The organism is Pseudomonas sp. IT-P44 (assembly GCF_949768225.1).
In the GTDB taxonomy this organism is placed as follows: Bacteria; Pseudomonadota; Gammaproteobacteria; order Pseudomonadales; family Pseudomonadaceae; genus Aquipseudomonas; species Aquipseudomonas migulae.
Map to the genome: position 1 here is coordinate 34,913 of NZ_CATKQM010000029.1, position 26,651 is coordinate 61,563.

Below are 26,651 nucleotides of genomic sequence, written 5' to 3' on the forward strand. Positions count from 1 at the left end.
ACCATGGCCTCCGCCAACAAGCAGCAAAAACGCGCCACCCGCGCCAAAGCCAAGGCCAAGCAGAACCGCACCCAACGGGCTGCCGCGCCGGTCGAGCTGGACCCGAACGATGATCGCATCGACTTCGAATCGGTGGACCTCACCGAGCTGTTCAAGAAAATGATCGACGCTGAAAAAACCAGTCAGCAAGCCATGTGCATCGCTTTCCTTGAAGACCCATTGCTGGAACTGGTGTACGAGCAGGAAGGCGAAGAAGGCGCGATGGACTTCATCCTCGCCGCGCTGATCGAGTACCGCCAATGGTCCACCGAGGTCGATGAAGCCGGTGCCCTGGCGTGGATCGAATCCCCGGCCTTCCAGGCCGACTATGTAGCGGCCTCCGACATCATCGCAGCCCAAACCCAACAGAAACCGAACTGAGTTCCCATGGCCTCCCTGAACAAGCAACAGAAACGCGCCAAGCGCGCCAAGATCAAAGCCAAACAGATCAACATCCACGGCAGGAAACCCGCCGCGCTGGATGACGATCTGGGTGAAATCGGCGAGCCGATCCCGGAATACACCCTGGCGATGTTCAGCAAGATGCGCGACGCCGAAGCTGTCGGCCGCAGTGAAATGCTCTCCGTGCTGCTGACGAACCTCGCCTTTATCATCATTGACCATCCAGAACTGCTGGACATGGAAAACGCCGACGATGAAGGCATGGCCGCCACTCACCTGGCCGCCGACATGTTGATCGACTACCGCATGTGGGCCGACGGCATGGATCGCGAAACCGCCCAGGCATGGCTGACCGACCCGCAATTCATCACCGACTTCGGCATTGCGCTGGACAGCTATCGCCAGTCGCCGGATGCACAGGAAGAAAAGGGCGAATAAAAGCCCTCAGAAATAGAAACGGCCGCTTGTCATCACTGACAGCGGCCGTTTTTTTGTACGCAGCAAACCGGAAAATGTGGACGACCTCCCGTCAGCGGTAATGTATATCCCATTGACATATCCCTTTAGAAAACTATTCTTCAGACTTACTACACCCGCCACTGCTTGAGGAGGCAAAAATGGAACAGACAACGCTTTTCATGAGCAATCGAAGCCAGGCCGTTCGCCTTCCCAAAGCTGTTGCAATGCCTAGCGATGTAAAAAGAGTGAACGTGGTCGCCATCGGCCGCGCTCGCATCATCACACCGGCAGACGAGACATGGGACAGCTGGTTCGACGGGGACAGCGCAAGTGCAGACTTTATGACCGATCGCGACCAACCCGCTGATCAGGAGCGCGAGTCGTTCTGATGATCAAGTTCATGCTCGACACCAACATCTGCATCTTCACCATCAAGAACAAGCCGCAAATCGTAAGAGAGGCTTTCAACCGTCATGACGGACAGTTGTGCATCAGTGCGGTGACGCTGATGGAGCTGATCTACGGCGCCGAAAAATCTGCGACTCCCGAAAAGAATTTGGCGGTGATCGAGGGCTTGGCGGCTCGCCTCGAAGTCTGGCCTTTCGACAATGAAGCAGCTGCACACACCGGAATGATTCGATCCGAGCTTGCGAAAGCGGGAACACCCATAGGCCCCTATGACCAAATGATTGCCGGACATGCGCGCTCGCGCGGACTCATTGTGGTAACCAACAACCTGCGAGAGTTTGAGCGGGTCAAAGGTTTACGCGTAGAAGACTGGGCTCATCCGGATTGAATTAAACGCATCCAACAAAAACGGCCGCCTGTCATCACTGACAGCGGCCGTTTTTTTACAAACCTGAAAACAACAATCAGGCAGCCGCAGCTTCCAGACGTGGAATTTCCATCCCGACCTTGGCGCTGGCGTAGCTCAGGTCACCGCTGGCGATGGATTGAGCCTTGAAACCGGCGCCGATCAGGTCGCGCACGTACAGCTTGTTGTAGATGAACATGAACACGAAGTTGCTGAGGCCGAATGTGACGCAGGCCACGATGAACATGATCGCTGCCCACTTGATGTCGCCACGGAACAGTGGCGGCAGGAAGCCGAAGAAAAACACGGTCCACGAGAAGCCGATCGGGGCTTCCTTCATGGCTCCGGTATTAGGGTTTTTGAACACAACCGATGTAAACGCCATGCCTGTCTCTCCTTGATGCCCCAATGAGTAAGCTGAATGGCCGGGCTAGCTCCATACAGCGCTGGCTCGTGACTGCCGCGCAAACGGCAGGCGCACGCAAATGCATCTGTGACAAGCATCAGATGAGGGAGCAGGCAAGAAAGGGTCGAGGGGCTTTAGCCGGGAAGGCTGGGGCGTCGAACAATCCGTGTCCTGAAACTCCATTGCATCCCGCAACAGCGAGATACACATTCGGCAAGGAGGCTACTATCTCGACATCATCGTGTCCATCAGGGAGCAGACCGATAAACCCCCTGAATGAAAGCAAAAACGACCGCGATCATGGCTGATGGCGGTCGTTTTCATTACATCGACAGTGTGCGTAAAGCTTAGCGCGCCACTGCGCCAACCAGTTGCTCATTGCGACGACGGCGAGCCACCAGCAAACCGGTAGCCACCACCAGAGCACTCAGCAAACCGGTCGCGAGGATCTCCACACGGTGGGCGTCCTGGAACAGCATGATGGTCAGGGCCGCGACGATGAAGACGATCACCGCGTAGGTCAGGCCCGGGAACAGCCACATGCTGAAGGCGATTTTTTCACCGCGGGCCATACGCTGTTTGCGCATGCGCAGTTGCGAGATCGCGATCACCAGGTACACCAGCAACGCGATGGCGCCGGAGCTGGCCAGCAGGAATTCGAACACGGCAGCCGGAGCCACATAGTTGGCGAATGTTGCCAGGAACGCTGCACCCGTGGACAGCATCACCGCCCAGTATGGCGTGCCACTTTTGTTGGTGCGCGTGGACACGGCCGGTGCATCACCGCGCTTGCCCAGGGAGAACATCATGCGCGACGAGGTGTACAGCGCCGAGTTCAGGCAGCTGGTCACAGCAACCAGTACCACGATGTCGACGATCATCTTGGCGTTCGGGATGCCCATACGCTCAAGCACGGTCTGATAGGAACCGACGCTGGCCAGAACCGGGTCGTTCCATGGCACCAGGGCCACGACGATGAAGATCGAAACGAGGTAGAACAAACCAATCCGCCAGATCACCGAGTTGGTGGCCTTCGAGATTTGCTTGCCAGGGTTCTTCGATTCTGCGGCCGCGATGGTCACGATCTCGGTGCCCATGAAGGAAAACATGGTCGTCAGGATCGCGCCCAGTACCGCGCCCATGCCGTTTGGCAGGAAGCCCTGGGTGTCGAAAATGTGCGAAACGCCGCTCACCTGGCTGTTCGGCAGGAAACCGAAGATCGCCGCGATGCCCAGAATGATGAAACCAATGATCGCCACGACCTTGAGCAGGGCGAACCAGAACTCGAACTCGCCGTAGTTCTTCACGCTGAACAGGTTAGTGATGGTCAGCAGCATCGTGATGACCAGGGCGAAAGCCCAGATGTCCACGCCAGGGAACCAGGCGTGCAGGATGGTCGCGGCGGCGTTGGCCTCCAACGGGATCACCAGCACCCAGAACCACCAGTACAGCCAGCCGATGGTGAAACCGGCCCAGTGACCGATCGCACGATCGGCGTATGTCGAGAAGGAGCCGGTGTCTGGCGAGGCAACCGCCATTTCACCCAGCATGCGCATCACCAGCACCACCAGCATACCGGCGGCTGCATAAGCCAACAGCACGGCCGGGCCTGCTGCAGCGATCGCGTGGCCCGAGCCAACGAACAGGCCGGCGCCGATAACCCCGGCGATCGACAGCATGGTCACATGACGCGGTTTGAGCCCCTGTTCGAGGCCGTTAGAGCTTTGGGTATTGCTCATTGAAACTACCTTTGTAAGGAAAAGCGAATGCGTGCATCCCGTCGTGAACTCTCTTCTGTAAAAAGAAACCAACGGGGCGTTCCGGAATCTGCACGCAATAATTGCGCCAAAATGTTTCAAAACCCTCTAACCCGGCGATCTCACCCTGACCGGACAGTCATCGCAAGTCATTGAAAATAATGGCACTTCGCCAGAGCGTTACCCTGCGACTCACTTAAGGAACGAATCAGCGCACCGGAAACACACCCAACAAATGCTCAACGCACAATAAAAGTGCGGATCAGGAACGTTTGGCCGGTTAGCGCTTCCAACACCCCGCCAAAGCTGGCAACATCGCGCCCTTTTTTACGGGACAGCCGCGCCACATCGGGTTCAAACGGCTGTTCGGTTGATAGCAGCGCGACAGTCTGCTGTACCGATGCGACAACCTGTCACATGCCACCCGTTTACCGCCCGTAGCGCTGTTGGCTGCCATTCAGACGCTATGCTAGGTTGGCCGCCTCGCCAGGAAGGCCCGCCAACAGCAGGAGCGCAACATATATGAGGAACGCACATGGCTGAGGCCACGCCCGCGCTTGAAATCCGCAACTTGCACAAACGCTACGGACAGCTTGAGGTGCTCAAAGGCATCTCGCTGACCGCCCGCGACGGCGATGTGATCTCGATCCTGGGTTCCTCCGGCTCCGGCAAGTCCACGTTCCTGCGTTGCATCAACCTGCTGGAAAACCCGCACCAGGGTCAGATCCTGGTGGCCGGCGAAGAACTCAAGCTCAAAGCCGCCAAGAACGGCGAACTGGTCGCGGCCGACGGCAAGCAGATCAACCGCCTGCGCAGCGAGATTGGTTTTGTGTTTCAAAACTTTAATCTGTGGCCGCACATGAGCGTGCTCGACAACATCATCGAGGCCCCACGCCGCGTGCTCGGCCAGAGCAAGGCCGAAGCCATCGAAGTCGCCGAAGCCTTGCTGGCCAAGGTCGGCATCGCCGACAAGCGTCATGCGTACCCGGCGCAACTGTCTGGCGGCCAGCAACAGCGCGCGGCCATTGCCCGCACGCTGGCGATGCAACCCAAGGTGATCCTGTTCGACGAACCCACCTCCGCCCTTGACCCGGAAATGGTCCAGGAAGTACTTAATGTCATCCGCGCACTGGCCGAAGAAGGCCGCACCATGCTGCTGGTCACCCACGAAATGGGTTTTGCCCGTCAGGTGTCCAGCGAAGTGGTGTTCCTCCACCAGGGCCTGGTAGAAGAGCAAGGATCGCCACAGCAGGTGTTCGAAAACCCGCTTTCGGCGCGCTGCAAACAATTCATGTCCAGCAACCGCTAACGGAGCTACCCGCATGCAGAACTACAAAAAGGTCTTCCTGGCAGCCGCCGTCACCCTGGCGTTCAGCGCCGGTGCCATGGCCGAAACCCTGAAGATGGGCATCGAAGCGGCCTACCCGCCGTTCAACAACAAAGATGCCAGTGGCAATGTCGTCGGCTTCGACAAGGAAATCGGCGACGCCCTGTGCGCCAAAATGAAAGTCGAATGCACCGTGGTCACCTCCGACTGGGACGGCATCATTCCGGCCCTGAACGCCAAGAAGTTCGACTTTCTGATCTCCTCGATGTCGATCACCGACGAGCGCAAGCAGGCCGTCGACTTCACCGACCCGTACTACTCGAACAAGCTGCAATTCATCGCCAAGAAAGACGTCGACTTCAAAACCGACAAGGATGCGCTGAAAGGCAAAGTGATCGGCGCCCAGCGCGCGACACTGGCCGGCACCTGGCTCGAAGACAACATGCCTGGCGTTGAAACCAAGCTTTATGACACCCAGGAAAACGCTTACCTCGACCTGACCTCCGGTCGTCTGGACGGCATCCTGGCGGACAAATACGTCAACTACGAGTGGCTGAAAAGCGACGCCGGCAAGCCTTACGAATTCAAAGGCGACCCGGTGGAAGAAAGCGACAAGATCGGTATCGCCGTTCGCAAGAACGACCCGATCCGCGAGAAGCTGAACGTCGCACTGAAAGAAATCGTTGCTGACGGCACCTACAAGAAGATCAACGACAAGTACTTCCCGTTCAGCATCTATTGATACTGACCTGCCGGACCGGTGCCGTTTTCTGACGGCGCCGGTCCCCGGCCTTGCCTGCCGCGATTTGAAAAGAAATCCATGATTATCGACCTCTACGGATTCGGCCCGGCGCTCGCCGCTGGCGCGCTGATGACTGTGAAACTGGCACTTTCGGCCCTGTGTCTCGGGCTGGTGCTCGGTTTGCTCGGCGCCTTGGCCAAGACTTCCCCGTACAAGCCGTTGCAATGGCTTGGCGGCACTTATTCGACACTGGTACGCGGCATTCCGGAACTGCTCTGGGTGCTGTTGATCTACTTCGGCACGGTCAACCTGATGCGTGCCCTGGGCGAGTTTTTCGGCAACCCCGACCTTGAACTCAATGCCTTTGCGGCCGGCGTGATTGCGCTGGGCCTGTGCTTTGGCGCCTACGCCACGGAAGTGTTCCGCGGTGCAATTCTGGCAATCCCCAAAGGCCACCGCGAAGCCGGTGTGGCACTGGGCCTTTCGAAATTTCGTATTTTCACCAAGCTGATCATGCCGCAGATGTGGCGCATCGCCCTGCCCGGCCTGGGCAACCTGTTCATGATCCTGATGAAAGACACCGCGCTGGTGTCGGTGATCGGCCTGGAAGAAATCATGCGTCACGCGCAAATCGGCGTGACCGTGTCCAAACAGCCGTTCACCTTCTATATGGTGGCCGCGTTCATGTACCTGGGCCTGACGATTCTGGCCATGACAGGCATGCACTTCATGGAAAAACGCGCCGCTCGCGGCTTCGCGAGGAGCACCCAATGAACTGGGAAGTCATCATCAAGTGGCTGCCGAAACTGGCTCAGGGCGCAACGCTGACCCTGGAACTGGTGGCCATCGCCGTGATTGCCGGCCTGTTGCTGGCGATTCCGCTGGGCATCGCGCGTTCGTCACGCCTGTGGTGGGTACGGGCATTTCCCTACGGCTATATCTTCTTTTTCCGTGGCACGCCGTTGCTGGTTCAGCTGTTCCTGGTCTACTACGGCCTCGCGCAGTTCGATGCGATCCGTAACAGCTCGATGTGGCCGTACCTGCGCGATCCGTTCTGGTGCGCCACGGCGACCATGACCTTGCACACCGCGGCCTACATCGCCGAGATCCTGCGCGGTGCGATCCAGGCGATTCCACCGGGCGAGATCGAAGCGGCACGGGCGTTGGGCATGTCCCGGGCCAAGGCGCTGTTCTACATCATCCTGCCGCGAGCGGCGCGCATCGGCCTGCCGGCGTACAGCAACGAAGTGATCCTGATGCTCAAGGCCAGCGCGCTGGCCAGTACCGTGACCCTGCTGGAACTGACCGGCATGGCTCGCACCATCATTGCCCGGACGTATTTGCCGGTGGAGATCTTCTTCGCCGCAGGCATGTTCTATCTACTGATGGCTTACGTGCTGGTTCGCGGTTTCAAGCTGCTGGAGCGCTGGTTGCGCGTCGATGCCTGCCAAGGGCGTTGATTCCCGCGTGTTGACGGGCGAGGCCCTGCTCGCCCGCTTCATGGCGCTGGATGCTTTTCTGATCGAGCACCAGGCGCTGTGGAAGCCTCGACCGTTTACTCATCTGCAACTTCCTTGGGAAGCGTCCTACCCGGAGCTGGCTGAATGGCTACGCGGGCGGTCGCTGGAAGACGCGGAAAACAGTCATAACCAACCTTGTCTTCTGGATGCGCCGGAACCGTTTGCTTCGCTGGCGGCGCTATCCCTTGAGCTAGGCTCGGTGGGTGAGCTGCCGGCTCACACGCTGGAGACCGCAGGACATCGGTTGAATGTCGATGTGCCGGGACGCAAGTGGCAGCAGATCGAGGCGTTTGCCAGTCGGTTGTCGTTTGCTGCGCCACCGATGCATTGGCTGGATTGGTGCTCGGGTAAAGGCCACTTGGGTCGACGTCTGCTGCAAGCCGGTCAGCAGCTCACGTGCCTGGAACAGGATCCTGCACTGGTGCTAGGCGGTCAGGCGCTAAGTCAGCGCCATCAACTGCATGCGCTGCATGTCGAGCAGGATGTGCTGGCACCCGGCGCCGCCTCTTTGCTGAACGCCGATCACACACCGGTCGCACTGCATGCCTGTGGCGATCTGCATGTGCGATTGATCCAGCTCGCCAGCGCCGCCGGGTGCAAACAAATGGCCATTGCGCCGTGTTGCTATAACAGGATCAGTCTTCCTGCATACCAGCCAGTTTCCGCTGTCGGTTTGCGCTCCGACCTACAGCTGTCACTCGACGATCTCTCACTCCCGATGAGCGAAACCGTCACCGCCGGCGCCCGCGTCCGACGTCAGCGCGACACGTCCATGGCCCGACGCCTGGCTTTCGACCTGCTGCAACGGCAACTTCGCGGTGTTGATGAATACCTGCCCACGCCTTCCCTGCCGAGCGCCTGGCTGGACAGATCATTCGCCGACTACTGCCACCATCTGGCCGCATATAAAGAGTTATCCACAGTCGGCCCGCAAGACTGGTCAGCGCTCGAAGCCGCCGGCTGGCAGCGACTGGCCGAAGTACGCAATCTGGAGCTGCTGCGCGGACTTTTCCGACGCCCGCTGGAGCTTTGGCTGAACCTTGATCGAGCACTATTCCTCACCGAGCAGGGTTATACCGTTCGCCTCGGCACCTTTTGTGAAACCCCACTCACGCCGCGTAACTTCCTGTTGCTGGCGGAACGCGCCTAAAACAGCCACAGCCTGTGGATAACTCTGTTGATGAAATATCGTGGATCCAATGTTTACGCCTGTTTCAGGGCTGAAACCAAACTGTTCAATTTTCGTACACCCGAATAAAAAACCGGAAAAACAGGCATTTGCGAGAAAATGAGACTGGATCCACATTTTCGATCTTAACCGCGTGCATCGCCTTCCCCGTTGTGCATAAGCATTAATTCAAAAGAACATAAACGCCCTGGAAATCCTCAACTATCTTTGCCAAGCGTCAGAATTCTCTGACGTCAGGGACAGCAAGGAGCTGGGAAAACATGAGCACATTGAACAGTGCACAGGAAGCCGTCGATACCGTCGCCAACGAAGCCATTGTCGCTGCGCTGCAGCAAACCTTCGCGGTAGGCGGCGCCATCATCAACAACGCAACGGGCGAGGTCATCGCCGCGCTGCATAACAACGTGCTGATGCCTTTCCCTGGCAGCGGCACGACTTACTTTCTACCCCACGACCCGACCGCCCACGGCGAACGACAACTGGTGGACTGGTACTACGAAAACGTCGCGCCACTGAACCTGCCACCGCCCAATCAATTGACCGTCGTCACCACGCTCGACCCATGCGCCATGTGCGCCGGTTCGCTGCTGACCGCAGGATTCAACGTCGCCGTCAGTGCGATCGATGACTACGCGGGTATCAACTACAACAGCCAGTTCACCTTTCCATCGCTGCCGCCGCAGATCCGCCAACAGGCGCAGGACACCTGGGGCTATTACGCGATTGCAGCGCCAGTCAGCCGCGCCTATCAGGGTTCAAACAGCCCGGTATTCGGCGGCCAGACCATCGACTCGGCGGCGTACTTCCTGTGCAGCTCGATCTTCTCCGCCAGCGTCAACACAGTGCGCGACGCCAGCAACAACAGCGGCCTGCCGCCGGATCAACTGCAAAACCCCGCCACCCTGCCGGCGAATAGCAAAGTGCGCCAGGCACTCACGGCGCTCAGTCCGTTCGCGCTGACCGTGCAATCGGCCAACCCGCGCGATCCCGGCGCGGAACTCGCGCCTCCCCTGCTGAAAACCGCGCAGCAAAGCACGGTGTTCAACTCGGTGGCGCTAATCGACCCGTTCGGCAACCTGCTGGTGTGCCTGGGAGGCGTCGAGAACCAGTCGCCGATTCGTACAGCGTTCATGGAAACGACCCGCAGCTATGCCGTCATGCGCTGGACCCTGATGAACGACCCTGATCCAGCCGTTCGCGAACAGGCAGCGCAATACTTGACCCATCCGAAGTACGGCACCTTCGTCTTCCTCTATGCCCCCGATCCAACAACGCCCCAGGCCGTGATGACCTTCGGCGCGTACGGTTCGACCATGGAAGGCCCTGTGCCGCAGAGCTATCCGTCCAACCTGCAATACGTGTTGCTGCCGGGCAACACCACCGCGCAAGCGTTGTCGACACTGGCCCAGAACCTGCCGCCGTTCTATACGCAAAGCGTGCAAGTGGCGCCTGCGCAGGTGCTGAGTCAGGACCTGATCAACGCGGTTAAAAACGGCGTGTGATGCTTCATTGGCCTGCCCCGCAGATGCGTCTGTGGGGCTGGTCTGAAGGCTGCGTAAAAATAGTCTGAATTCAGGGGTTTACAGAACCAACCCAATCGCTATAATCGTCGCCCTAACACGCCGGTATAGCTCAGTTGGTAGAGCAACTGACTTGTAATCAGTAGGTCCCGGGTTCGACTCCTGGTGCCGGCACCATATAAATCAAAGGCTTGCAGCGATGCAGGCCTTTGCTTTTTCTGTCACACGTAACAACGCACGTAACAAGACCGCCATGCTTCCAGCTCTGGCAGCGCGATGGCTCATTTCAAAGGGACGCACTTGTGACCTGGAAGGCTTGGGACTGGAAGTTTATCGTCGGCACTGTGATCGGAATCGCAGCTATGGTCGTTCCTCAGATAGACCTATCGTCCCGCTCGCTAACCGTCCGCCTGTTGGCTTCGTCGTCTTTGCAGCCTGCTCTAAACATTCAAAACCTTCAGATTTCGCTAAACGGTCAGAATGTCGAGTCGCCTTACGTCTCAACCATAGAGCTGGTTAATACCGGATCGAAGTCCATTACCAGTGCAGATTTTGACGGCGCCTTACAAATCCAAATGGCAAATAACGCCAAGTTGATTAGCGCCGAAATCACAAGCACGATTCCGAAGAACATCCCCGTCCGTGTCGCCACATCTGAAAACAAAACGGCCATTTCTCCGTTTCTTTCGAATCCCAAAGACTCCATTACCATCGCCATGATTACCTCTGGACCACGTCCGGCGTTCGAGGTGCGGGCTCGTATCGTAGGTATTAATGAAGTGGCGTTTGAGGACAATACGGTCCAAAGCAGCAGCTATTGGAAATTGCTCGGTAGGCTCGCGAGCTCGTACGGTCTCGTTTTCCTGTACTTCGTTTTCACGCCAATTGCTTTCCGAGACAGGCAATTGACGATGCCGCGTGGCCTCGCTTTCTGTATCGCGATTGCATGTGCGTTTGGAAGTGTTGGAACAGTCAGTCAAAACCTCGACGAGGTGTTGTCTGGCTTGCCTTACCCGAAACAATCGTCCTTCTTAATAGGGCTTGGAGTAACCCTGCTCATGGCGTATCTGGCACTCAGATACACGCGTCGTTTGATAGAAACAAACCGTTTGAAGGACTAAGTGTCGCGACTATACCTCAGCGAGATAGGCCGAACTTTTAGAGCCGTTGTGGTGTGTACGCGTATTGCGAAGCACCCCCTATGCGAAGCGGAAAAAAATTTAGGTTGACCCCTTAAAAGCTTGTCAGTTTTGTCAGATTACTATTCTAACTACTGTCTAACCCTTCTAAACCAAGGCTCTCAGCCGTTTTTATTGATGTCAGAAAGGTGTCAGCGACCTGTCAAAACCTGACAAAACAACAGTGTCAGATTTACAGTTTTCAAGTACCTGATTTATAAGGGTTTTTTATTTCATATGGCAAAACTGACACAAACATCCAGCCTCGGTGTCAGATCGGAAACCCAGTAAATACGGGGCCTCCAGAGCATTTGCTGACAGATATCCATGGTCTGACAGGGATTTGAGGGTCAGGTTAAAAAAACTTTAATGGGGCATCCCATAGCTATCCTTCAAAATGCCCCGGCGCGCACTGATCGAGGAAAAAAGCATGCGTAAGACAGCATCCCGAGCAGCAATACCCATCATCGAAATCATCAAGAACGGCGCGGCTTGGGAGGTGCATTGGGATTACCAGGAAGCACCCGAAAGTTCGATTCTGTTCCAGCGCGGCGAATACCTAAGGGGTTACATCGACGGCACCATGGATGATCTGGGCATTCATCCCGACAATGTGTTGTGTGCCAGCAGTGTGACCGGGACAGTAAAGAAGCTGAGCGAAGATCAGGCTGTGAGGTTGCGTGATGCCCTGAACCGCGTGCTGATCCCGATCGTGACCAAAGAATTTACGCGCCTGCAGAGTGCGAGCGAACTGCCTCACCTTCGATTGATTGATGTCGACGAGTGAAGCAGAAATTGCCGAGCTACGGACAACGATAGGAATTGTCACAGGCAATACGTTGCTTGAGAGCTGAATCGCGGCTAATCTCCAACTCGCTTCGACCCATCTGGTTCTGTTAAACAGAACGAACAGCTCGTCGTTTCGAGAGTCGAATCATTGAAGGGAATGCATTTGATCCGTAGAATGCACCCCCCATCCCATTAACCAACGGAAGCGAGCGTGAATCGTATGATCAAAAACATACTGTCCGGCATTGGCTCCGTCCTGGTTCTTTGCCCAACGAGTGGTTACAGCCACTACAAAGGCAACGGTATAGACTTCGAGCGCAGTGATTACGAAGCTCTAGAAGCTGACGTCAAAGCCATTGGCGATGATTTTTACCAAGCAGCAGAACATGGACGTCAGCATGCAGCCGAAGCGAAAAAAGCCAACAGCGAGTGCCGTTAATACCCATCCAGATGTAAGGGAGGGCCTTGTGGAACGCGAGTCGAAGCCTGCAGGCAATGGCAAAAATATTGTCGCAACCTCGTTCCAAGGCCCCCTGCCCCCTCCTAGTCTGCTTAGAGATTACGACGACGTCGTACCGGGCCTAGCGGCCAAAATCGTTGAGTGGACCACCTCCCAGACAGCACACCGCCAAAAAATGGAGGAACGTGCCATCGGAATCGATGAGAAGCTTTCCACCTGGTACGTTGCGGAAATTATGATTGGCCTACTTCTAGGCTTCCTGATCGCGGTCTCCGTAATCCTTGCAGTTATCTATCTCGCGATGAATGGGAAAGAGATTGCGGCTGGGGCGCTCGGTACGATCGGATTCGGCAGTATGGTCGCGGCGTTTATTACTGGTCGTCGGAAACGCGTGGCTGGTGAAGAAAGCAGCAAGCAAGAAAAGAAAAAGCCTACTAAATAGGTCGCTTTTTTCGCCCCTCGGGGCTCTGTCAAATATTGAAACGGGTCAAATGGCTTGGGGCCTAGGCGCCACGCGCTTTTTGACCCGTTTTAATATTGAATAAAGATCACCAAATACCCGCTGAATCTGAACACGTCCAATCTGAAAAACACACCAAAACCCACGTTTTAAAAGTTTTCGACCAATGAAAATGGGCACTCCGGCGTTCCCCCTTCCGAGCCCGCCTCTCTCGCCGCTGTGAAACCGCGCTGCATTCCCTCTCAAAACTTTGCACTTTGTGAAATGACTGGTCGCCTGCAGAGCCCCACGGCCCGCCTGGGCTGCGGGTTCGTTTGCACTACATCCGGAATTGCACAAAAAACGGACGCAAAGCCCGTCGGCGGGAGGGGGATAAGTGCTTTTTCAGATGTTTTTTTCTTCGCCGGGAGGAATTCCCAACGTGTGCCCCGCCTCGGCCTTGATCTCGTTTCATCGGATCGACATTGCCTCTGCGCATTAAGCGCTATACTGTTTATTCATACAGTATTTTTAGGTTGATTCAGAGGCGAGCTATGAACGCGGAGCATTTGGCAATTTCGGGTGATAGGAGCAGCGCGATTGCGCAGTGGGAATTAATTCTTCGGGACGAAGCTGCACTGCTCGATAATCCTGGGCGTCATCACAAAACACTACTTATTCAGGCCCACACCCTGCTCCGCCTTCAGTTGATCAACCGTGACGATCTAAGCGATCTCCTGGAGCAGGCTGACGGTGCTCTGGCCTACGCAGTGGAAGCACTGATTGATTGCCCCCATGGTGATCAGGCGGGCTAGAACATGCATATGCTTGTTACCCCTATGAGATGTCGAGGCATTGCGCTGACGGTCAAGGAGCGTGGGCGCTATCCAGCGATACAGGGCAATGTCATGGTGAACTCATCAGTAAGCCATGAGCTAGGACGTGCAACAAATATCGCGCGCATTGAAGTGGGCATGCCTCTCGATCCAGACCCGTTGCCGCCTTTGATGGACGCGACCTTAGCAGGGATGGCAGTGACTGGATTCGTTCTGAGTGGCATTGAGTACATTGAAGGGTGTGCATACGCACAATCTTGGTGGTGCCGTCTTAGGTAGCGTACCGTTTTGCGGCCGATTTTAGATCGCAGTATTATCTTAGGTGTGCTATGAATTGGCGGCGGCAGTCGAAGACGGTTGGTTTATATAAAGCGCATCAGGATGGCGCATCAAAATGGATCTCAACGATTTTAAAAAATTAATAAAGTCTCAGGCACCAAAAATCATTGCGGAAGAGTTCATACTGAAGAACTCGATACATGCTTTTGGATCAGAGGCGGATTATAGCGACTACATAAATATTATCCGAAAAGATCACCAGAGTGCTGGTCGAATCGCCATTGTCGGTTCTGCAAACTGGAAGTTTAGTTTAAATCCTGACAAAAACCTCAGTGTATTTCATGAGAAATCTGATATTGACGTGGCGATCATTTGCGCTGATAACTACTTACAAACGTGGGATGAATTAAGGTCATTTCACAGGAATCAATATTATTCCTTAGGGCTGAGCGCAAGACTCGCACTAAGGAGAAACGGAGAAAACGTTTACTCAGGATTCGTTTCGCCGAAGTGGGTTCCATCGCTAAAGTCCAAATTGCGGCAGCGATATGAAAAGCTCACAAACAAATACTCGACTGACTCGGTTGGATATAGAACCGTCAACATGATGTACTTCCGAAACTTGGACGAGACAATTGACTATTATGTACGCGGCATCCGCGCGGCGAGAGGATAGGTATATTTATGGAATATGAAGTTAGTCTACAAACCATTTCTTGGTTCAATCGACTTAAAAGTGATGACAGTTTGCAGATAAGCCCTAAATTTCAAAGAAGGGCCGTTTGGATGGATAAGGAGCGTTCCCTTCTGATGGATACTGTCCTTAGCGACCTTCCATTCCCAGAAGTTTATATGCAAGTGCAAACTAATACCGAGACAGGGCAACAGCAACATATCGTAGTGGATGGACAGCAGCGCATAACGTCTATCTTACAGTTCATCGACAATACATTTCCACTGCCAATTAACGACAACTGGCAGGGACAGTATTTCAGGGACTTAAATACTGAACAGAAGGAATTATTTTGGGATTACAAAATCGTTGTTCGCTTTCTTAGGAAAACAAACGATGATGAAATTCGAAATATTTTCACTAGATTAAATACTAATAACGTAGTTCTCAACGACCAAGAGTTGCGAAATGCAAGATATACGGGACATTTTAAGCAGCTAGCTGAGCGACTAGCGGACAATCCTTACTTTCAAAGTATTGGACTGTTCACTGCGCGAGATGTCCGCAGGATGCTCGACATTGAATATGTTAGTGAGCTTTTGCTTAGACAGGTCTATGGAATCACTAACAAAAAAGACTTATTAGAACTAGCCTACATGGAATTCGACGACGAATTCCCCATGGAGGTCGAACACGAGAATGCGTTCAATACGACCATCGGCTTAATAAAAACAATCCTGGACAAGGAAAACCTTCCACTCTTCAAATCCAAAGGTGTATTTCATTCTTTGTTCGGAGTCTGCCTTGAATACAGCCAAAAAACTGACCGCTTATACTTTTCGAATATCGAAGAAGTAAAGCAACAGCTTACTGAGCTCGTTGTACGCGCCAAACACAATGAGTTCGTACCTGAGGACATCGACATTGCCTCTTATGCAGAAGTTTCCTCTCGATCGACGTCAGACAAATCCAAGCGAGCTGAACGCGAGCGGATTTTTTGGGGAATTGTTAAAGCAGCGGAACATTTAGGCTAGTTCCTACTTAGTAATAACCTTCAGTGCGGTGCCTAAAAGCGCCGCTCGGCTGGCTTTGGCAACGAACTCGGCGACATCGGCCTGGCTTGGTATTGGTCCCTGTACATGAGTGTGAGCCGCCAGTTGCGTATTCATCTGCTGCAGCAGATCGAGCATGTCGCACACCACCTGGAACAGGTTCACGCCACTGGACCCGATCCAGTTCTTCGGCGCCTGCAGCTGCTGGCTGACCCCGGCCACGCTCTTGCGTAGACCCTGGATCTTTTCCTGCATATCGCCACCTACCGTGGCGTTGTGTTTCTGCCCGACCACCAGGTTTAGGTCCCGGCCGGTGGCCTGGTGCAGATCGTCCACCGCCGCCAGACTCGCGGATCCGCCCGACAGCAGCTTGAGTGCGCCCAGCGCCTCAATCTTTTTAATGCCCCCCACCGACTCGGTCGAATGGTCGTCCACCGTCCGGGTGTGATTCTGAAAGCTCTCGGTGTTGTCCAGGGCTTCGACTTCGCGCTCGATCGCCTTGTCCTGGATCTTTCCGTCAGTCTGGCGCAGCCAGTTGCCGTCGGCGTCGACACGCTGCTGGCAGGCCTCGCTGTGCTGCCAGACCTGATCGCCCTTCGGCACCCGGGGCAGGCTCAGGCCGTGCGGCAGGATCTGCGTGATAAAGGGTTTGTTCGGCAAACCGTAGGCGAAGCTGATCACCACCGTGGTGCCCTCCTCCGGAAAGCCGAACATACCCGCCTCTTGCCCACCCATCGGTGCCGGCAACGGCAGGCTGTTAAGGATCGGCAGGTCCGGATCTGGCTCGCCATCGGGCAGCAGCACTTCGACATCGACGCCAAAGCGCGGCCGGAAGTCGTCGCAAAGACCTGGTGCGGCAGGCGCATCAGGGACGGCCACCACACGGCCGAAGCGCGGCAAGTGGTAACCACCACTCAGTTCAGGGAATTGCCGGCCTACTGCGCGGCGGATTGCGTCTTCCATCGGATGGCCATCTGGTTGCCGGCGAGCGTCACGGACGTGATCCGATCGCCTTGGTTGATCGATGCACCTGGTCGCAACCCGGGAAGGGCCGCGACCATCGCGCTTTGATTGCTCTGGTAGCCGTCGAACAGCTCGGCCGGCAGTTGCAGCGGTTCGCGGGTGCCGAAGAAGCTATCCGCCCAACTGCCGACGAACACCTCGCCGTCACCTTGCTGCTGCCAAATAAAGTCGGGGATATTGAACACCGTGGCCAGACTGTCCATCGCCTGATATCCGGTGGCCAGGCCATAGAAATAAGGCGCCTTGACCTTGGCGTAGGGCTGGTCCGGCACCCGAAATCGTAGCCCGGTCTTGGTGCTGATCTCGGCCAGCACAACCTGCAGGTCCACATGGCGCAGATTCAGCGGTAGCGGATTGGCCAGGATCGCGGCCAGCTCGCGACAGGCCAGCACCTGCTCTGTGCTCGAGGCCGTGGTCGAGCGCTCGACGTAGCCGATGAAGTGGCGCTGCAGCGGGGCGTCGTTGTACCCAACATCGAGCATCACCAGGCCCTTTACAGCGGTGCCGGCCTGAATGGTGAACGTCGCCCGACCGGGGCTTTTCAGATCAAGCCGAACGTCCTCTTTGACCAGCGGGTAGACGGTGCCGTTGATCGTCAGCACTTTGTGCAGCTTCATGCTCATTACGGCGTTCCGCCCAGGTAGTTATCGAGTTTCTTCAACGTCGCTTCAAAGCCCGACAGTTCCTCACCCTTGCCATCACCACCGCCAGTCCCGTCGCCGGCAACGGCTTGCCCAGGTGCGGATTGCTTGGTGACGCTGTTGCCGGCACGGCGGTTTTCCACGCGCTCGGGGTTGGAGAGCTTTTCGGACAGGGTGAACTGCACCAACCAGGCGTTGAGCGAATCGTCTTCCCGGGCACTGACGCCTTCCGCGAACTCGACCTCGCGAATACCGAACGCGGCAGCGGTGTCGTTGACGATGCGGTATTTCTTGAGTTGGCCACCGCTGGCCGTGGCTTCCGCCAGGCGCATCAGCGTGCGCAGTTGGTCCTTATCCAAAAAGGGAATCATCAGCGTGACCGCCAGGGTCTTAGGTTTGAATCCCTTGTGCCCCTTATCGGTGCTGCTGGTCTGTCCCGACATGTCATCGGCTTCGATGCGCAGGTTGGCGGTGACCTTCATTTTCTTGCCGAGGATCTGCTCGCCGTCGAGTAGCAATGTCATAGGCCCACCAGCTCGCGCACAAAGCTCAAGCCCTCGAGCGATCCCACCAGCAGCACGCCGGCAGACAGCACCCATTCGTGCCCCGGGGCGTCGCCCTCGAGCAGCGATCGGCGAAGTTCGTTGACGTCACCAGGACCGATCAGCCGCGCGCGCATGCTGCCGTCAGCCCCTCCGTCGGCGAGTAACGCCTTGAGGTCATTCAGCTGTTGATTACGGCCCTGCTGCTGGGCGGCCTTGCGGGTTGCCAGTGCGGCGAGATCCCCCATCGGCGAGCTGTCGGCCGCGTAGCTCTCCAGCATCGCCAGTTGACCGGACATCGATTGTTTGGCGGCCTTGACCACGGTGCAGCGCTCGAGCGGCAGTGATTGCCAGCGCGGCAACGGGCCAGAACTGGGGATCACCCACTTTTCCGTTTCCAGCGTCGACAGGTGTTGCGCTCGTCGTTCAGCCCGCACCAGGTCAGGAATCGGCAGCAACGCATTGAAGCGTGACAACGTGCCGGCCCACTGGGCGAAGTTCGTGCCCAGGAACAGCAGCGACAGCGCGTATTGCGGTCCGGTTGGGCGACCGGAGTCAGTGCCGTCAGTGAGTTTGCTGGCCAGCTGCTGCAGCAGGTTCGGCGCGGACAGGAAACGCTGATTTCCGCGGCCCTGGCCAATGCCGCTTTGAAATGGGGTCACCGCCAGGCAGGCCGGCGCCTCGCCCATCTGCTGGCTCATTGCGGCACGGCCGGCGGCAATCGCACCTTTTGCCGCATCACCGACCGGCCCCGGGTTGGTGCTGGTCATGCCGTCGAGGCTCGCCAGGCGCAAAGCGGTGCTGACTAGCTCGCCGCCGGCCAGCTCCTTGGCCGCGTCCAACCCATCCATCCATTGCGTGGCCTGCTCGGGCCAGCGCATGGTCACCGGTGCCCAGTTCATGGCAGTACGTCCTCCCATGTCACCCGCTCCAAGGCGTCGACGTCACCGGCGGCCAAGGCTTGATCAAGTTGCTGTTTCAGCTCGTTGGCATGTTGTAGCAGCTGCAGCTTGAACAGGGTGAAGTCGTCACCGACTTGGCGCAGTTGCGCGAAGGTGTGCGGCCGGAAGGCCTTCGCCCCCTGCTCGTTACGGCAGGCGTAAGGCATATCAAACCCGCGCAACACCGCACCGGTGAGGTTCAGTTGATCATCCCACTGGCTGCTGTACTGGAACGACTCGCCGAGGGCTGATGATGCAAATCCACCTGTAATGACAGCCTCACAGGCTTGGTTGATCTCAATCACTTTGGCCGTGTGAACCGCCTGTGGGTCAAGCGCCCAACGACCTTTCTCCCAGTGATGCGAAGCCGTCGGCGGTCGCTCTTGAGTCATCGTCTCAGGCAGTGCCCCGAGTCTGCTCCACTGGATGGCCGCACCGGTTTTGGTCTCGTAAACCGTTCCCCGGTGATCGTCCAGCTGTTCCACGGATTCGCCGATCAAGGCCCAAGCCTTGCCGGACGCTGGTGCCGCCAGTGGCTCACTGAGCTGCACGAACCCGGCCGGGATCAGAACGCCGGCACCTGGAACAGGTGGCAGTACAACAGGCCCCGTCAGGGCACCGGCGGTGTCTTGTTGATAGATAGTCATAGAGGTTCCCTCAGATCAGTTTCATACGGCCGGGCCAGGCGATGTTGTGAGGGCGAGCAGCGCCGGTGGATGCCTGGTCACCCGCTTGCCCGGGCAGCGCGTAGCCGACACTTGGGGGAATACCAACGATACGCATGCCCCCGTAGTCCGCGATTTCATAGGAGTCCATACCCGCCACGGTTTGAGTGCGCGACACATTTGGTGCAATTCCGGGGACAAAGGTGTTCCATAGCCCGTCCCCGTTGTCATCGACCACAAGCAGCGAGCCTTTTTGCGACGAGCCCGGGGCCCGCCCCGAGAGCGTTAGATCGCCTTGCCCGGCCGCTTTGGCCGGTATGCTGAGGGTCAGTGTTTTGCCAGGAATATCGAAGCTGGCCACCGTCGTGCTTGGCTGAAGATTCGCACCGGTGATAGGCATCCCGACATAGGGCCGAACACCGCGAAAGTCGACCAGGGTCACCAGTGCCGCATTCAATGTGGTGGTGCCCTGAATAGCCGGACGCTCCAGGCGCCCGGAGTCGTCAACGATGCGGATGAATTCGCCGGTGCCCGTTGGGCCTCGGAATGTCGAAGCCCCGTCACCGCTGGTCCACCCGCCCTCAAGTCCCACACGCAGCGCTTCGGTGGTCAACATCCCCGACGATTGCGCGTGATCCCAAAGCCAGGGCCATTCGGCGCGGTTGTACGTCACGCCACCCAGGGGACCATTACCTCCTGGCTGGAACGCTACGGTGGTTTCAAAGGTTGGGCGACCAAGAGGCGCACCGTCCAAACGCCCAGCGGGCAACCAGCCGCCGGCACCATCGCTAACCAGGTGCCACCAATCTCCGGCACCCATCAGGTAAAAGAAGCCGTAACCGGCTGAGGTGAGGTGCGTGTGAAATTTCACCTTGTCCGTGCCGGCGGCCTTAATGGTCAGGCGATTGGCGGTGTTATCCACACGGCGTACGATCAAATCGATCATCCCCAAGGCGGTGTTGGATGCCGGCAGGATGAACAACCGATCCCCCGCCGAAGCATCGAGCAGCACCAGGCCTCGGTGTGAGGCGCTCAGCACGGTGTCGACCGTCAACGTCGCCGTGACTTTCTGGCGAGAGCCACCGACCACCTGGCCACGTGCATTGATGGTCAACAGGTCATAGATCCCACCAGCCGCGCCAGTGCGCCCCGCCTCCATTTCAAACGCCAGTGGCGTCGTGTTCAGGGTGATAGGGCCGTCGGTGGTCAAGCGCCAGAGACTGTCGCCGAGGGTTGCCCCCTGCTCGGCATGAACGAACAGTCCTGGTGTCACCTCCAGATCCGTATCGGCGTCGGCCGATCGAGACCAGGCACCTGCTGCAGCGTTGTAAATCCCGTTAGCTGCTGCGTTCACCTGGTCTTTCACCAGCACACGCGCGCCGACTGGCAACGCCGTGGCCCAGTCACCACCGGCCTGAATAGCCAGGTCCGAAAGCGTCACCGGTGCGGTGGTGGTGAACAACACCGAGTTCTTCGTGTCTTGCAGGTCGAGGGCTGCCCGCACCATTTTGGTGGTGGCCAGCACTTCGCTGTCACTGACAGTCGGGTCGTCGGACTTGGCGTTGGGCAGGTTGCCCAGATCCACGTCATCCTTGGTCGTGGCCCGGGCGCGCAGGTTTTCGTAGTCACCCACTCGGGCCGCGAAATGCTGCACCAGCGGCCCGCCGATCGCCTCCACCGACCGACGGTCGATGAGGGTGTTGGCGTTCGGCAGATCCGCGATGGCCAGGCAGTAGTGCTTCACGCCGGCGCTGTCGGTGTAGTCCGGGCGATCGGCTGCGAACACCACTTGCCAGCTGGCCACCACATCGCTCAATTCGCGCTGCAGCGCGACGTCCAGCCAGGCCGTGGTCGGGAACGCCGGCGGCACGATCGGCAACACCACCGAGCGCACCAGGCGAATGCCCTCCACGTAAGCGGTGCCAGTCTTAACCTGGTAAACACCACCGACCTTTTCCACCTGCAGCGAACTGCCGAAGAAACAGGCCCGCCCGAACACGTCGCGGTTGCTCAGGCGTTCGCGCTCATCGATGCCCGCCAGGCGCACGGTGAAGTCATGCTGCCAGGTGCTGGCATCAATGCTGATTCCGGTCAGCGCCTGGGCACCGTCGAAGGCCACCAGGAAGTTACGGGTCAGGTTGTTGCCGATCTGCAGCGGCGGAATGTTGCGGCGCTTGATCTGCAGCGGCACGTAGGTCACCGCAAACAAGGTGCCTTCAGCGGTTTCGAGACCGATCCAGTTGAAATCCCAGTCGCCGACATCGGAGCCGATCTGCGAGCTGTACACCACCTGGTTGGGGTTCACGTAGCCGGCGTTGCCGTTGGGGATGTCGTAGACGTAAACGATCTGCCCAGCAGCCGGTTTCGGCGCGGCGCGATCAACCGGGCTATTCGGATCGAGGCCGGGGACTTTGGCAAAAATGAACCGCGTCACCTTAAGGCCCTGCTGGGCGGCGTGTTTCTGCGCGATCAGGCTTTCACCCGCAAGGGTAATGCTGGCTCCCATGGGGGGCTCCTACAGGCTGGCAACCAGCGTTTGCTGGTCGTCGTTGAAGTCGACCAGGGCCACCCGAAGATTCACGGGGGTCAGGGTCACGAAGTCATAGCGGCGGCACGTGCGGCCGTATTGCTGAATCAACACACGCAGCAGCTCGGGGTTTTGCGACAGCTGCGAATCGGAGAAACGCAGCAGCACCACGTCCCAATCCCGGTCGGGCATGCGCTCCTCGATCTCGACGTAACCGACGCCGAGTCTTTGCAGAATGCGTTTCATGCCGGCGGTGCTGCCGGCGTCTACCGCGTTGATGAAGGCGTACTTCACACGCAGGCGGTAAAGCGCTTCGGGCTCGTCCTTGAAGCGGGTGATGTCGCGCTGCCAGGCCAGCAGGTCGAGCACGGTCAGGTGGCAGGTGTCGGCGTCCATCTGCAGCAAAGGCCAGCGCAACCAACCCTCGACCTGTTCCCACCAGCTCTGGGCGGCGTCCTTGAGTTTGGTCAGCTCGGTGCCGGCCAGCCAGAATTTGAGATCGAGCTTAATCATTGGGCAGCACCTGCAGACTCTGGATCCGGGGGATGTTCAGATCGGACACGATGTCGGCGTTGTCGAAGTGCAGCGACTCGATGCCCGGGAATTTCTGGTGCAGCTCTTCACCGAGTCGGCTGAAGGAAAACCGCGACTGGGGAAAGGTCAGGGTCGGCTGGTAGTCGCTGCTCGTGCTTTCGCGAAAGGCTGCACGGATGAACAACGCCGTTTCGTCGCGCAAGGTTTCCCGCTGGGCCGTGGTCAAAGTCGAGCGTGGCCACAACGTTACCTTCAGGGCGTGTTGGGTTTCAGGCATGACCATCACCAGCAAATCATCGCCGTGGCCATGGTTGCCCAGGTCACGGATGTGCGCGTTGATTTGCGCCAGGTACGTCGCCGCCGGCACGCCTGCCTCAAACAGCACAAAGGCGTTGGCACTGCCCGGCCCACGTGGTGCGCCGTGCTCGAAATACACACCATCCGGACGCACGCCTGGGAAGGCGGAAATCATCGCCCGATACACGGCGTCGGTGTGCCATTGGTTGACCGCCGAGAACTGATTACGCACGCGCAGGCGCAGCTCGTCGTTGGGTTCCTTGTCCGCCCCGGGCGTGGTCAACCAGCCGTCGGCGTTGGCCACCTGGGCAATGCCGGGGATTGGCACTGGCAACACGGCGTAGTACCCCGGCGCCAGGTTAAAACCGCTGCCGACGTCCACCGCTTCGACCGGGATCTGCAGCTGCATGGCGCCATCGGTGAAGGTGCCGACCGCCGTCGTCACCATCTGGTAAACGTGGCCATTGATCGCGGCCGACTGCACCACCGTGCCCTTGGCGACCTCGAGGGCGCCGCCGGCGGCGACCCGGGTGAACAGCAAGAAGCCCTTGGCCTTGGTCGCGCCCTTGCGCTCGACGTTTACACCCCAGGCCAGCATGTCCAGCCAGGCATCCACGGCGGTTTTGACGAAGAAATTCGGCAGCACGGTGGTGATGAAGAAATCGAGAATCCACATCACTGGCTTGGTCACCAGTGCGGTAACCACGCGCCAGAACGGTGACCAGGTGCTGGTGTTGCTCAGCTTGCTGCCCTGGGCAACCACCTCAGCTTCCCACGCCTGGCGCAAGCCTTCTTCGGTGGTCGGGATGCCGGCGTCGGCCAGTGCCTGCTTGAAATCTACGTCGCTCACACCGTTACCTCGATCGTGCCGAACTTCATGGTTTTCGCCGTGACCAGGTACTGCCCAGGTTCGAGCTGGGTGATGAGTGCCGTTCCTGGTACCAGGCGTTCGTCCGCCTCCACCAGCAGCTCCAGTTGCTGGATGCAGTCGCGCTGTTTCAGGCTGTTGCGCTCGGCGACCAGGGTCACCAGCAGGCCGCTGTCGCGGATCATGTGCGCGATGTCCTGGGCGATGCTGGCCCGGTCATCGATGAGCACCGGTTGCCGCGACGGATCGAGCACCAGGTCGTTGTCGACGATCAGCAGATCGATGTATTCGCTCATCCGCCCACCGCCATGCTCACCATGTTTTCCATCTCCAACGGGGTCATTGGCTTGTTGTTCTGAATGGTCAGGTTTTCCACGTGGGTGCCCTTGTTCTGGCTGCTGGTGTTGTTCTGGATGCTGCTCAACAAGCCGCCCGGCGGCACGGCCGAGGCACGCGTCGGGGACAGGCTCGGGATCGCCGCGTTGATGGACTGCTGGGTGGCTTGCGCGGCGCTGGCAGAGCTGGCCGCGTTCACCGCCGCATCAGCACCTGGTACTTCCGGGACGCCGCCAAAACGCGCTTCGATGTTCACGCCCGGGATGCTGTTGATCATCTCGATCAGGCTGTTGATGGCCTTGTAGAACACACCGACGATGCTGTCCCACGCGCCCTTGGCCATACCGGACCAGCCACCCATGGAGTTGAACCAGTCAGACAGCACCTTGAATTGCTCGCTGACCCACTTGAAGGCCTCGCTGTTCATCAGGGCGGCCGTCCATTCGTCCCAGTAGTAGACGGCGACCGCGACGATGGCGACCAAGGCCGCGATCCCCATTACGATGACGCCGATCGGGTTGGCAGTCAGGGCAACGTTGACCAGCCAGATAGCGGCCTGCCAGGCCAACATGACGCCGCGCACGACCAGCATGGCCGCGCCGAACAGCGTCAAAATGGACAGGTAGGCGAGGATGGCCAGCTTCTGCAGCACGAAGCCGGCAACGGTGCGCAGGTTCAACAGCTGCACGACTTTCCAGACCGTCACCAGCCCCAACCAGGTCATCTTGCTGATGCCGATCACCATGGTCAGCGCAGACATGGCGAAGATGATCCCGAACACGGTCAGCGTGACGATGCCGATCACCCGGGCGATATTCGGGAACAGCTGGGTCCAGCGGGTCAGCGTGGCGCCGATCGCCACCAGCTTGTTCATCAGCGGTGTCAGGATCGGGATCAGCACCTGGCCAAACACCACGCGCAAGGCTTCGACGGCGGCCGCGAATTGCTGCCACGGGTCCACCATGGCCTTGGCCATTTGCTCGGCGTTCTCCAGGCCGCGAACCTTGCCCAGTTGATCCATGCCGTTGCGCAGACGGTCGGTGTCCTTCATCAGCGCGGTGATGACACGGGCACCTTCACCGCCGAAGGCCTCGATCAGCTTGGCGCCGGCATCGGCGCTGTTCAGGTCGCCAAACTTGCCCTCGAGCTTGCCAAGGATGTCCATCATCGGCAGCAACTTGCCGTTCTGACCGGTGAACTTCATTCCCAGCTTTTCCGAGGCTGCGCCGATGTTTTCGAAGAACGCCTTGTAGATTCCGCCGGCGTCCCCGCCTTCCATGGTGCTGCTGAGTGAGCCGATCACCGCGAACTGCTCGGCCAGGTCGACGCCAAAGGTGGTGGCGATCGAGCCGACTTCCTTGAAGGCGTCCTTGAGCTGGGCGCCGTCGGTGCGGAACAGCTTCACCGCAAGCGCCGTTTGGCCACCGAGTTTTTCAACCCACTCGGCCTTGCCCATGGCGTCGGCCTGGCCCTTGAACAGGTTGTACATGGTGCCCACGTAGGCGCCCATGGTTTCCGCGTCGCCCTTGGTGGCCTTGGCCAGCAGGTTGCTGGTGTTGGTGAATGTGGCCAGTTGGTCGCCGGTGAGTCCCTTGATCGCGCCTTCGATGCTGTACGCCGATGCGACAAAATCCCGGGCGTTTTCACCATAGGCGACGGAAAACTCCAGTGACTTGCGATTCAGAGCGTTCAGCGCGTCCTCGGCGACGCCCAGCGATCGAACCTCGCCCAGGGCGCGGTTCATTTCCAAGGCCGGCGCCAACGATTCGGTGATGGCCGCGCCGGCGCCGATCATGCCGCCCAAGCCCATGCCCATCGTCTTGATGTTCTTTTCGCTCTTCTCGGCAAGGTCGGAAAAACCCATTTTCACCTTGCCCAGGGGCGCAGTGACTTTGTCGGTCAGACTCAAAATGAAGGCCAGGCGGGCGGCGCGGTCAGCCATGCGTGTTTATCCGTTCAGTGCCTGGGCGATGCCGTTGGCAACGGCGATGCCCATGCGGTGCCAATATTCGTCCTCCAGCCACTTGGCGGTGCCCATCACCTCGGGTGTGGGCGCCTCACCAGGAAACCAGCGACCGGACAAGGCCAACAGTTGGCCTAGCCCGTCCGATTTCAGGCGTTCAGCGTGCTCGAGGGCTTTTTTACGATGACTTCAACGTCGGGGCCGTACTCCTCGACCAGCGCGCCGGCGAGTTGCATCACCATCACCGGGTTGCCCAGCAACGCCTTCAACGTGGCGCGCTCTTCCTGCTTGACGGTGTTGACCAGCAGGTTGTTGGCCGGCGCGACCTTGTTGTTCTGGGTCAGGCTGTTGAAGTACTTGGTCACGTCCTGGGGCGTCAGGGTGAAAGTGAATTCTTTGTCGCCGACTTCCAGGGTGATATCGCGTGTTTCGC

General features: G+C 58.0%; 32 protein-coding genes and 1 tRNA gene. 19 read left to right on the top strand and 14 right to left on the bottom strand.

Annotated elements, in window-relative coordinates; genetic code table 11:
- Positions 1-3: 3 nt before the first annotated feature.
- The 4 genes from ACM6IO_RS16675 (at position 4) to vapC (ending at position 1,696) form a co-directional block, all read left to right on the top strand.
- Positions 4-420: a hypothetical protein gene (locus tag ACM6IO_RS16675; RefSeq protein WP_008041027.1), complete on the top strand. Its 417-nt coding sequence runs from the start codon at positions 4-6 to the stop codon at positions 418-420.
- Between the two features lie 6 nt (positions 421-426).
- Positions 427-879: a hypothetical protein gene (locus ACM6IO_RS16680; protein WP_008041028.1), complete on the top strand. Its 453-nt coding sequence runs from the start codon at positions 427-429 to the stop codon at positions 877-879.
- A gap of 179 nt (positions 880-1,058) precedes the next feature.
- Entirely contained in the window at positions 1,059-1,289 is a 231-nt protein-coding gene (gene vapB, locus ACM6IO_RS16685) for a type II toxin-antitoxin system VapB family antitoxin (protein ID WP_008041029.1), read from the top strand.
- On the top strand, positions 1,289-1,696 hold the full coding sequence (vapC, locus tag ACM6IO_RS16690; RefSeq protein ID WP_008041030.1) for a type II toxin-antitoxin system tRNA(fMet)-specific endonuclease VapC: 408 nt from the start codon (positions 1,289-1,291) through the stop codon (positions 1,694-1,696). Before vapB ends, vapC begins: the two co-directional genes overlap by 1 nt.
- Positions 1,697-1,772: 76 nt before the next feature.
- On the opposite strand, the gene ACM6IO_RS16695 is transcribed toward vapC, so the two are convergent.
- Positions 1,773-2,099 carry a hypothetical protein gene (locus ACM6IO_RS16695; RefSeq protein WP_192226808.1) on the bottom strand — a complete coding sequence of 109 codons (327 nt, stop codon included), beginning with the start codon at positions 2,097-2,099 and terminating at the stop codon, positions 1,773-1,775.
- Positions 2,100-2,467: 368 nt separating this feature from the next.
- Positions 2,468-3,859 carry a GABA permease gene (gene gabP / locus ACM6IO_RS16700; protein ID WP_008024968.1) on the bottom strand — a complete coding sequence of 464 codons (1,392 nt, stop codon included), beginning with the start codon at positions 3,857-3,859 and terminating at the stop codon, positions 2,468-2,470.
- A 553-nt stretch (positions 3,860-4,412) separates the two neighbouring features.
- Between gabP and ACM6IO_RS16705 the strand changes: the two genes are divergently transcribed.
- The 15 genes from ACM6IO_RS16705 to ACM6IO_RS16775 all read left to right on the top strand — a co-directional run bounded on the left by ACM6IO_RS16705 (position 4,413) and on the right by ACM6IO_RS16775 (position 15,863).
- Entirely contained in the window at positions 4,413-5,186 is a 774-nt protein-coding gene (locus ACM6IO_RS16705) for an ABC transporter ATP-binding protein (RefSeq protein WP_007897462.1), read from the top strand.
- A gap of 13 nt (positions 5,187-5,199) precedes the next feature.
- Positions 5,200-5,946, top strand: coding sequence for an ABC transporter substrate-binding protein (locus ACM6IO_RS16710; RefSeq protein ID WP_008041033.1), 747 nt, complete (start codon positions 5,200-5,202; stop codon positions 5,944-5,946).
- A gap of 78 nt (positions 5,947-6,024) precedes the next feature.
- Entirely contained in the window at positions 6,025-6,720 is a 696-nt protein-coding gene (locus ACM6IO_RS16715) for an ABC transporter permease (protein WP_008024973.1), read from the top strand.
- Positions 6,717-7,406: an ABC transporter permease gene (locus tag ACM6IO_RS16720; protein WP_008041034.1), complete on the top strand. Its 690-nt coding sequence runs from the start codon at positions 6,717-6,719 to the stop codon at positions 7,404-7,406. The genes ACM6IO_RS16715 and ACM6IO_RS16720 overlap by 4 nt, the downstream gene beginning before the upstream one ends.
- Positions 7,387-8,616 (top strand): methyltransferase, encoded by a 1,230-nt coding sequence (locus ACM6IO_RS16725; protein WP_414911878.1) that lies wholly within the window; start codon positions 7,387-7,389, stop codon positions 8,614-8,616. Before ACM6IO_RS16720 ends, ACM6IO_RS16725 begins: the two co-directional genes overlap by 20 nt.
- Positions 8,617-8,915: 299 nt before the next feature.
- Entirely contained in the window at positions 8,916-10,157 is a 1,242-nt protein-coding gene (locus ACM6IO_RS16730; protein WP_414911879.1) for a nucleoside deaminase, read from the top strand.
- A gap of 119 nt (positions 10,158-10,276) precedes the next feature.
- A tRNA-Thr gene (locus ACM6IO_RS16735) sits at positions 10,277-10,352 on the top strand.
- A 125-nt stretch (positions 10,353-10,477) separates the two neighbouring features.
- Positions 10,478-11,296, top strand: a complete 819-nt coding sequence (locus ACM6IO_RS16740; protein ID WP_414911880.1) for a hypothetical protein — start codon at positions 10,478-10,480, stop codon at positions 11,294-11,296.
- A gap of 487 nt (positions 11,297-11,783) precedes the next feature.
- A complete protein-coding gene (locus tag ACM6IO_RS16745) occupies positions 11,784-12,140 on the top strand; it encodes a hypothetical protein (protein WP_414911881.1) in 357 nt (118 codons plus the stop codon).
- Between the two features lie 213 nt (positions 12,141-12,353).
- Positions 12,354-12,581 (top strand): hypothetical protein, encoded by a 228-nt coding sequence (locus ACM6IO_RS16750; RefSeq protein WP_414911882.1) that lies wholly within the window; start codon positions 12,354-12,356, stop codon positions 12,579-12,581.
- Positions 12,582-12,609: 28 nt separating this feature from the next.
- Positions 12,610-13,044, top strand: a complete 435-nt coding sequence (locus ACM6IO_RS16755; protein WP_414911883.1) for a DUF2335 domain-containing protein — start codon at positions 12,610-12,612, stop codon at positions 13,042-13,044.
- Between the two features lie 551 nt (positions 13,045-13,595).
- Positions 13,596-13,856 (top strand): hypothetical protein, encoded by a 261-nt coding sequence (locus tag ACM6IO_RS16760; RefSeq protein ID WP_414911884.1) that lies wholly within the window; start codon positions 13,596-13,598, stop codon positions 13,854-13,856.
- A 3-nt stretch (positions 13,857-13,859) separates the two neighbouring features.
- Positions 13,860-14,156, top strand: coding sequence for a hypothetical protein (locus ACM6IO_RS16765; protein ID WP_414911885.1), 297 nt, complete (start codon positions 13,860-13,862; stop codon positions 14,154-14,156).
- Positions 14,157-14,271: 115 nt separating this feature from the next.
- On the top strand, positions 14,272-14,832 hold the full coding sequence (locus ACM6IO_RS16770; RefSeq protein ID WP_414911886.1) for a hypothetical protein: 561 nt from the start codon (positions 14,272-14,274) through the stop codon (positions 14,830-14,832).
- A gap of 8 nt (positions 14,833-14,840) precedes the next feature.
- Positions 14,841-15,863 carry a DUF262 domain-containing protein gene (locus ACM6IO_RS16775; RefSeq protein WP_414911887.1) on the top strand — a complete coding sequence of 341 codons (1,023 nt, stop codon included), beginning with the start codon at positions 14,841-14,843 and terminating at the stop codon, positions 15,861-15,863.
- 3 nt (positions 15,864-15,866) lie between these two features.
- Here the strand turns inward: ACM6IO_RS16775 and ACM6IO_RS16780 are convergent, their stop codons facing one another.
- From ACM6IO_RS16780 to ACM6IO_RS16835, 12 genes are read right to left on the bottom strand one after another with little or no spacing between them, the layout of a single operon-like run.
- Positions 15,867-16,844 (bottom strand): hypothetical protein, encoded by a 978-nt coding sequence (locus tag ACM6IO_RS16780; RefSeq protein ID WP_414911888.1) that lies wholly within the window; start codon positions 16,842-16,844, stop codon positions 15,867-15,869.
- A complete protein-coding gene (locus tag ACM6IO_RS16785; RefSeq protein ID WP_414911889.1) occupies positions 16,817-17,527 on the bottom strand; it encodes a hypothetical protein in 711 nt (236 codons plus the stop codon). Before ACM6IO_RS16785 ends, ACM6IO_RS16780 begins: the two co-directional genes overlap by 28 nt.
- Positions 17,527-18,069: a DNA-binding protein gene (locus tag ACM6IO_RS16790; RefSeq protein WP_414911890.1), complete on the bottom strand. Its 543-nt coding sequence runs from the start codon at positions 18,067-18,069 to the stop codon at positions 17,527-17,529. Before ACM6IO_RS16790 ends, ACM6IO_RS16785 begins: the two co-directional genes overlap by 1 nt.
- Complete coding sequence (locus ACM6IO_RS16795; RefSeq protein ID WP_414911897.1) at positions 18,066-18,989, bottom strand: hypothetical protein; 924 nt, start codon at positions 18,987-18,989, stop codon at positions 18,066-18,068. The genes ACM6IO_RS16790 and ACM6IO_RS16795 overlap by 4 nt, the downstream gene beginning before the upstream one ends.
- A complete protein-coding gene (locus tag ACM6IO_RS16800; RefSeq protein ID WP_414911891.1) occupies positions 18,986-19,675 on the bottom strand; it encodes a hypothetical protein in 690 nt (229 codons plus the stop codon). Before ACM6IO_RS16800 ends, ACM6IO_RS16795 begins: the two co-directional genes overlap by 4 nt.
- Positions 19,676-19,685: 10 nt before the next feature.
- Positions 19,686-22,199: a phage tail protein gene (locus tag ACM6IO_RS16805; RefSeq protein WP_414911892.1), complete on the bottom strand. Its 2,514-nt coding sequence runs from the start codon at positions 22,197-22,199 to the stop codon at positions 19,686-19,688.
- A gap of 9 nt (positions 22,200-22,208) precedes the next feature.
- Entirely contained in the window at positions 22,209-22,733 is a 525-nt protein-coding gene (locus ACM6IO_RS16810; protein ID WP_414911893.1) for a phage tail protein, read from the bottom strand.
- Positions 22,726-23,901 (bottom strand): baseplate J/gp47 family protein, encoded by a 1,176-nt coding sequence (locus ACM6IO_RS16815; protein ID WP_414911894.1) that lies wholly within the window; start codon positions 23,899-23,901, stop codon positions 22,726-22,728. Before ACM6IO_RS16815 ends, ACM6IO_RS16810 begins: the two co-directional genes overlap by 8 nt.
- The gene (locus ACM6IO_RS16820; protein ID WP_414911895.1) at positions 23,898-24,215 is read right to left on the bottom strand and encodes a DUF2590 family protein; all 318 of its coding nucleotides are present in this window, start codon (positions 24,213-24,215) and stop codon (positions 23,898-23,900) included. The genes ACM6IO_RS16815 and ACM6IO_RS16820 overlap by 4 nt, the downstream gene beginning before the upstream one ends.
- Positions 24,212-26,197 (bottom strand): phage tail tape measure protein, encoded by a 1,986-nt coding sequence (locus tag ACM6IO_RS16825; RefSeq protein ID WP_414911896.1) that lies wholly within the window; start codon positions 26,195-26,197, stop codon positions 24,212-24,214. The genes ACM6IO_RS16820 and ACM6IO_RS16825 overlap by 4 nt, the downstream gene beginning before the upstream one ends.
- A 6-nt stretch (positions 26,198-26,203) precedes the next feature.
- A complete protein-coding gene (locus tag ACM6IO_RS16830; protein WP_412070805.1) occupies positions 26,204-26,347 on the bottom strand; it encodes a DUF6890 family protein in 144 nt (47 codons plus the stop codon).
- 20 nt (positions 26,348-26,367) lie between these two features.
- Positions 26,368-26,637: a putative phage tail assembly chaperone gene (locus ACM6IO_RS16835; protein ID WP_414911898.1), complete on the bottom strand. Its 270-nt coding sequence runs from the start codon at positions 26,635-26,637 to the stop codon at positions 26,368-26,370.
- Positions 26,638-26,651 lie beyond the last annotated feature (14 nt).

Excerpts from the sequence above, each read along its gene's own strand:
- ACM6IO_RS16810 (WP_414911893.1), bottom strand. The coding sequence starts at position 22,733 with ATGATTAAGCTCGATCTCAAATTCTGGCTGGCCGGCACCGAGCTGACC.
- ACM6IO_RS16715 (WP_008024973.1), top strand. The coding sequence starts at position 6,025 with ATGATTATCGACCTCTACGGATTCGGCCCGGCGCTCGCCGCTGGCGCG.
- ACM6IO_RS16775 (WP_414911887.1), top strand. The coding sequence starts at position 14,841 with ATGGAATATGAAGTTAGTCTACAAACCATTTCTTGGTTCAATCGACTT.
- ACM6IO_RS16820 (WP_414911895.1), bottom strand. The coding sequence starts at position 24,215 with ATGAGCGAATACATCGATCTGCTGATCGTCGACAACGACCTGGTGCTC.
- ACM6IO_RS16825 (WP_414911896.1), bottom strand. The coding sequence starts at position 26,197 with ATGGCTGACCGCGCCGCCCGCCTGGCCTTCATTTTGAGTCTGACCGAC.
- ACM6IO_RS16790 (WP_414911890.1), bottom strand. The coding sequence starts at position 18,069 with ATGACATTGCTACTCGACGGCGAGCAGATCCTCGGCAAGAAAATGAAG.
- ACM6IO_RS16780 (WP_414911888.1), bottom strand. The coding sequence starts at position 16,844 with ATGGAAGACGCAATCCGCCGCGCAGTAGGCCGGCAATTCCCTGAACTG.
- ACM6IO_RS16725 (WP_414911878.1), top strand. The coding sequence starts at position 7,387 with ATGCCTGCCAAGGGCGTTGATTCCCGCGTGTTGACGGGCGAGGCCCTG.
- ACM6IO_RS16730 (WP_414911879.1), top strand. The coding sequence starts at position 8,916 with ATGAGCACATTGAACAGTGCACAGGAAGCCGTCGATACCGTCGCCAAC.
- ACM6IO_RS16805 (WP_414911892.1), bottom strand. The coding sequence starts at position 22,199 with ATGGGAGCCAGCATTACCCTTGCGGGTGAAAGCCTGATCGCGCAGAAA.
- ACM6IO_RS16680 (WP_008041028.1), top strand. The coding sequence starts at position 427 with ATGGCCTCCCTGAACAAGCAACAGAAACGCGCCAAGCGCGCCAAGATC.
- ACM6IO_RS16720 (WP_008041034.1), top strand. The coding sequence starts at position 6,717 with ATGAACTGGGAAGTCATCATCAAGTGGCTGCCGAAACTGGCTCAGGGC.
- ACM6IO_RS16695 (WP_192226808.1), bottom strand. The coding sequence starts at position 2,099 with ATGGCGTTTACATCGGTTGTGTTCAAAAACCCTAATACCGGAGCCATG.
- ACM6IO_RS16765 (WP_414911885.1), top strand. The coding sequence starts at position 13,860 with ATGCATATGCTTGTTACCCCTATGAGATGTCGAGGCATTGCGCTGACG.
- ACM6IO_RS16785 (WP_414911889.1), bottom strand. The coding sequence starts at position 17,527 with ATGAGCATGAAGCTGCACAAAGTGCTGACGATCAACGGCACCGTCTAC.
- ACM6IO_RS16745 (WP_414911881.1), top strand. The coding sequence starts at position 11,784 with ATGCGTAAGACAGCATCCCGAGCAGCAATACCCATCATCGAAATCATC.
- ACM6IO_RS16710 (WP_008041033.1), top strand. The coding sequence starts at position 5,200 with ATGCAGAACTACAAAAAGGTCTTCCTGGCAGCCGCCGTCACCCTGGCG.
- vapC (WP_008041030.1), top strand. The coding sequence starts at position 1,289 with ATGATCAAGTTCATGCTCGACACCAACATCTGCATCTTCACCATCAAG.
- ACM6IO_RS16705 (WP_007897462.1), top strand. The coding sequence starts at position 4,413 with ATGGCTGAGGCCACGCCCGCGCTTGAAATCCGCAACTTGCACAAACGC.
- ACM6IO_RS16800 (WP_414911891.1), bottom strand. The coding sequence starts at position 19,675 with ATGACTATCTATCAACAAGACACCGCCGGTGCCCTGACGGGGCCTGTT.
- gabP (WP_008024968.1), bottom strand. The coding sequence starts at position 3,859 with ATGAGCAATACCCAAAGCTCTAACGGCCTCGAACAGGGGCTCAAACCG.
- ACM6IO_RS16795 (WP_414911897.1), bottom strand. The coding sequence starts at position 18,989 with ATGAACTGGGCACCGGTGACCATGCGCTGGCCCGAGCAGGCCACGCAA.
- ACM6IO_RS16675 (WP_008041027.1), top strand. The coding sequence starts at position 4 with ATGGCCTCCGCCAACAAGCAGCAAAAACGCGCCACCCGCGCCAAAGCC.
- ACM6IO_RS16770 (WP_414911886.1), top strand. The coding sequence starts at position 14,272 with ATGGATCTCAACGATTTTAAAAAATTAATAAAGTCTCAGGCACCAAAA.
- ACM6IO_RS16760 (WP_414911884.1), top strand. The coding sequence starts at position 13,596 with ATGAACGCGGAGCATTTGGCAATTTCGGGTGATAGGAGCAGCGCGATT.
- vapB (WP_008041029.1), top strand. The coding sequence starts at position 1,059 with ATGGAACAGACAACGCTTTTCATGAGCAATCGAAGCCAGGCCGTTCGC.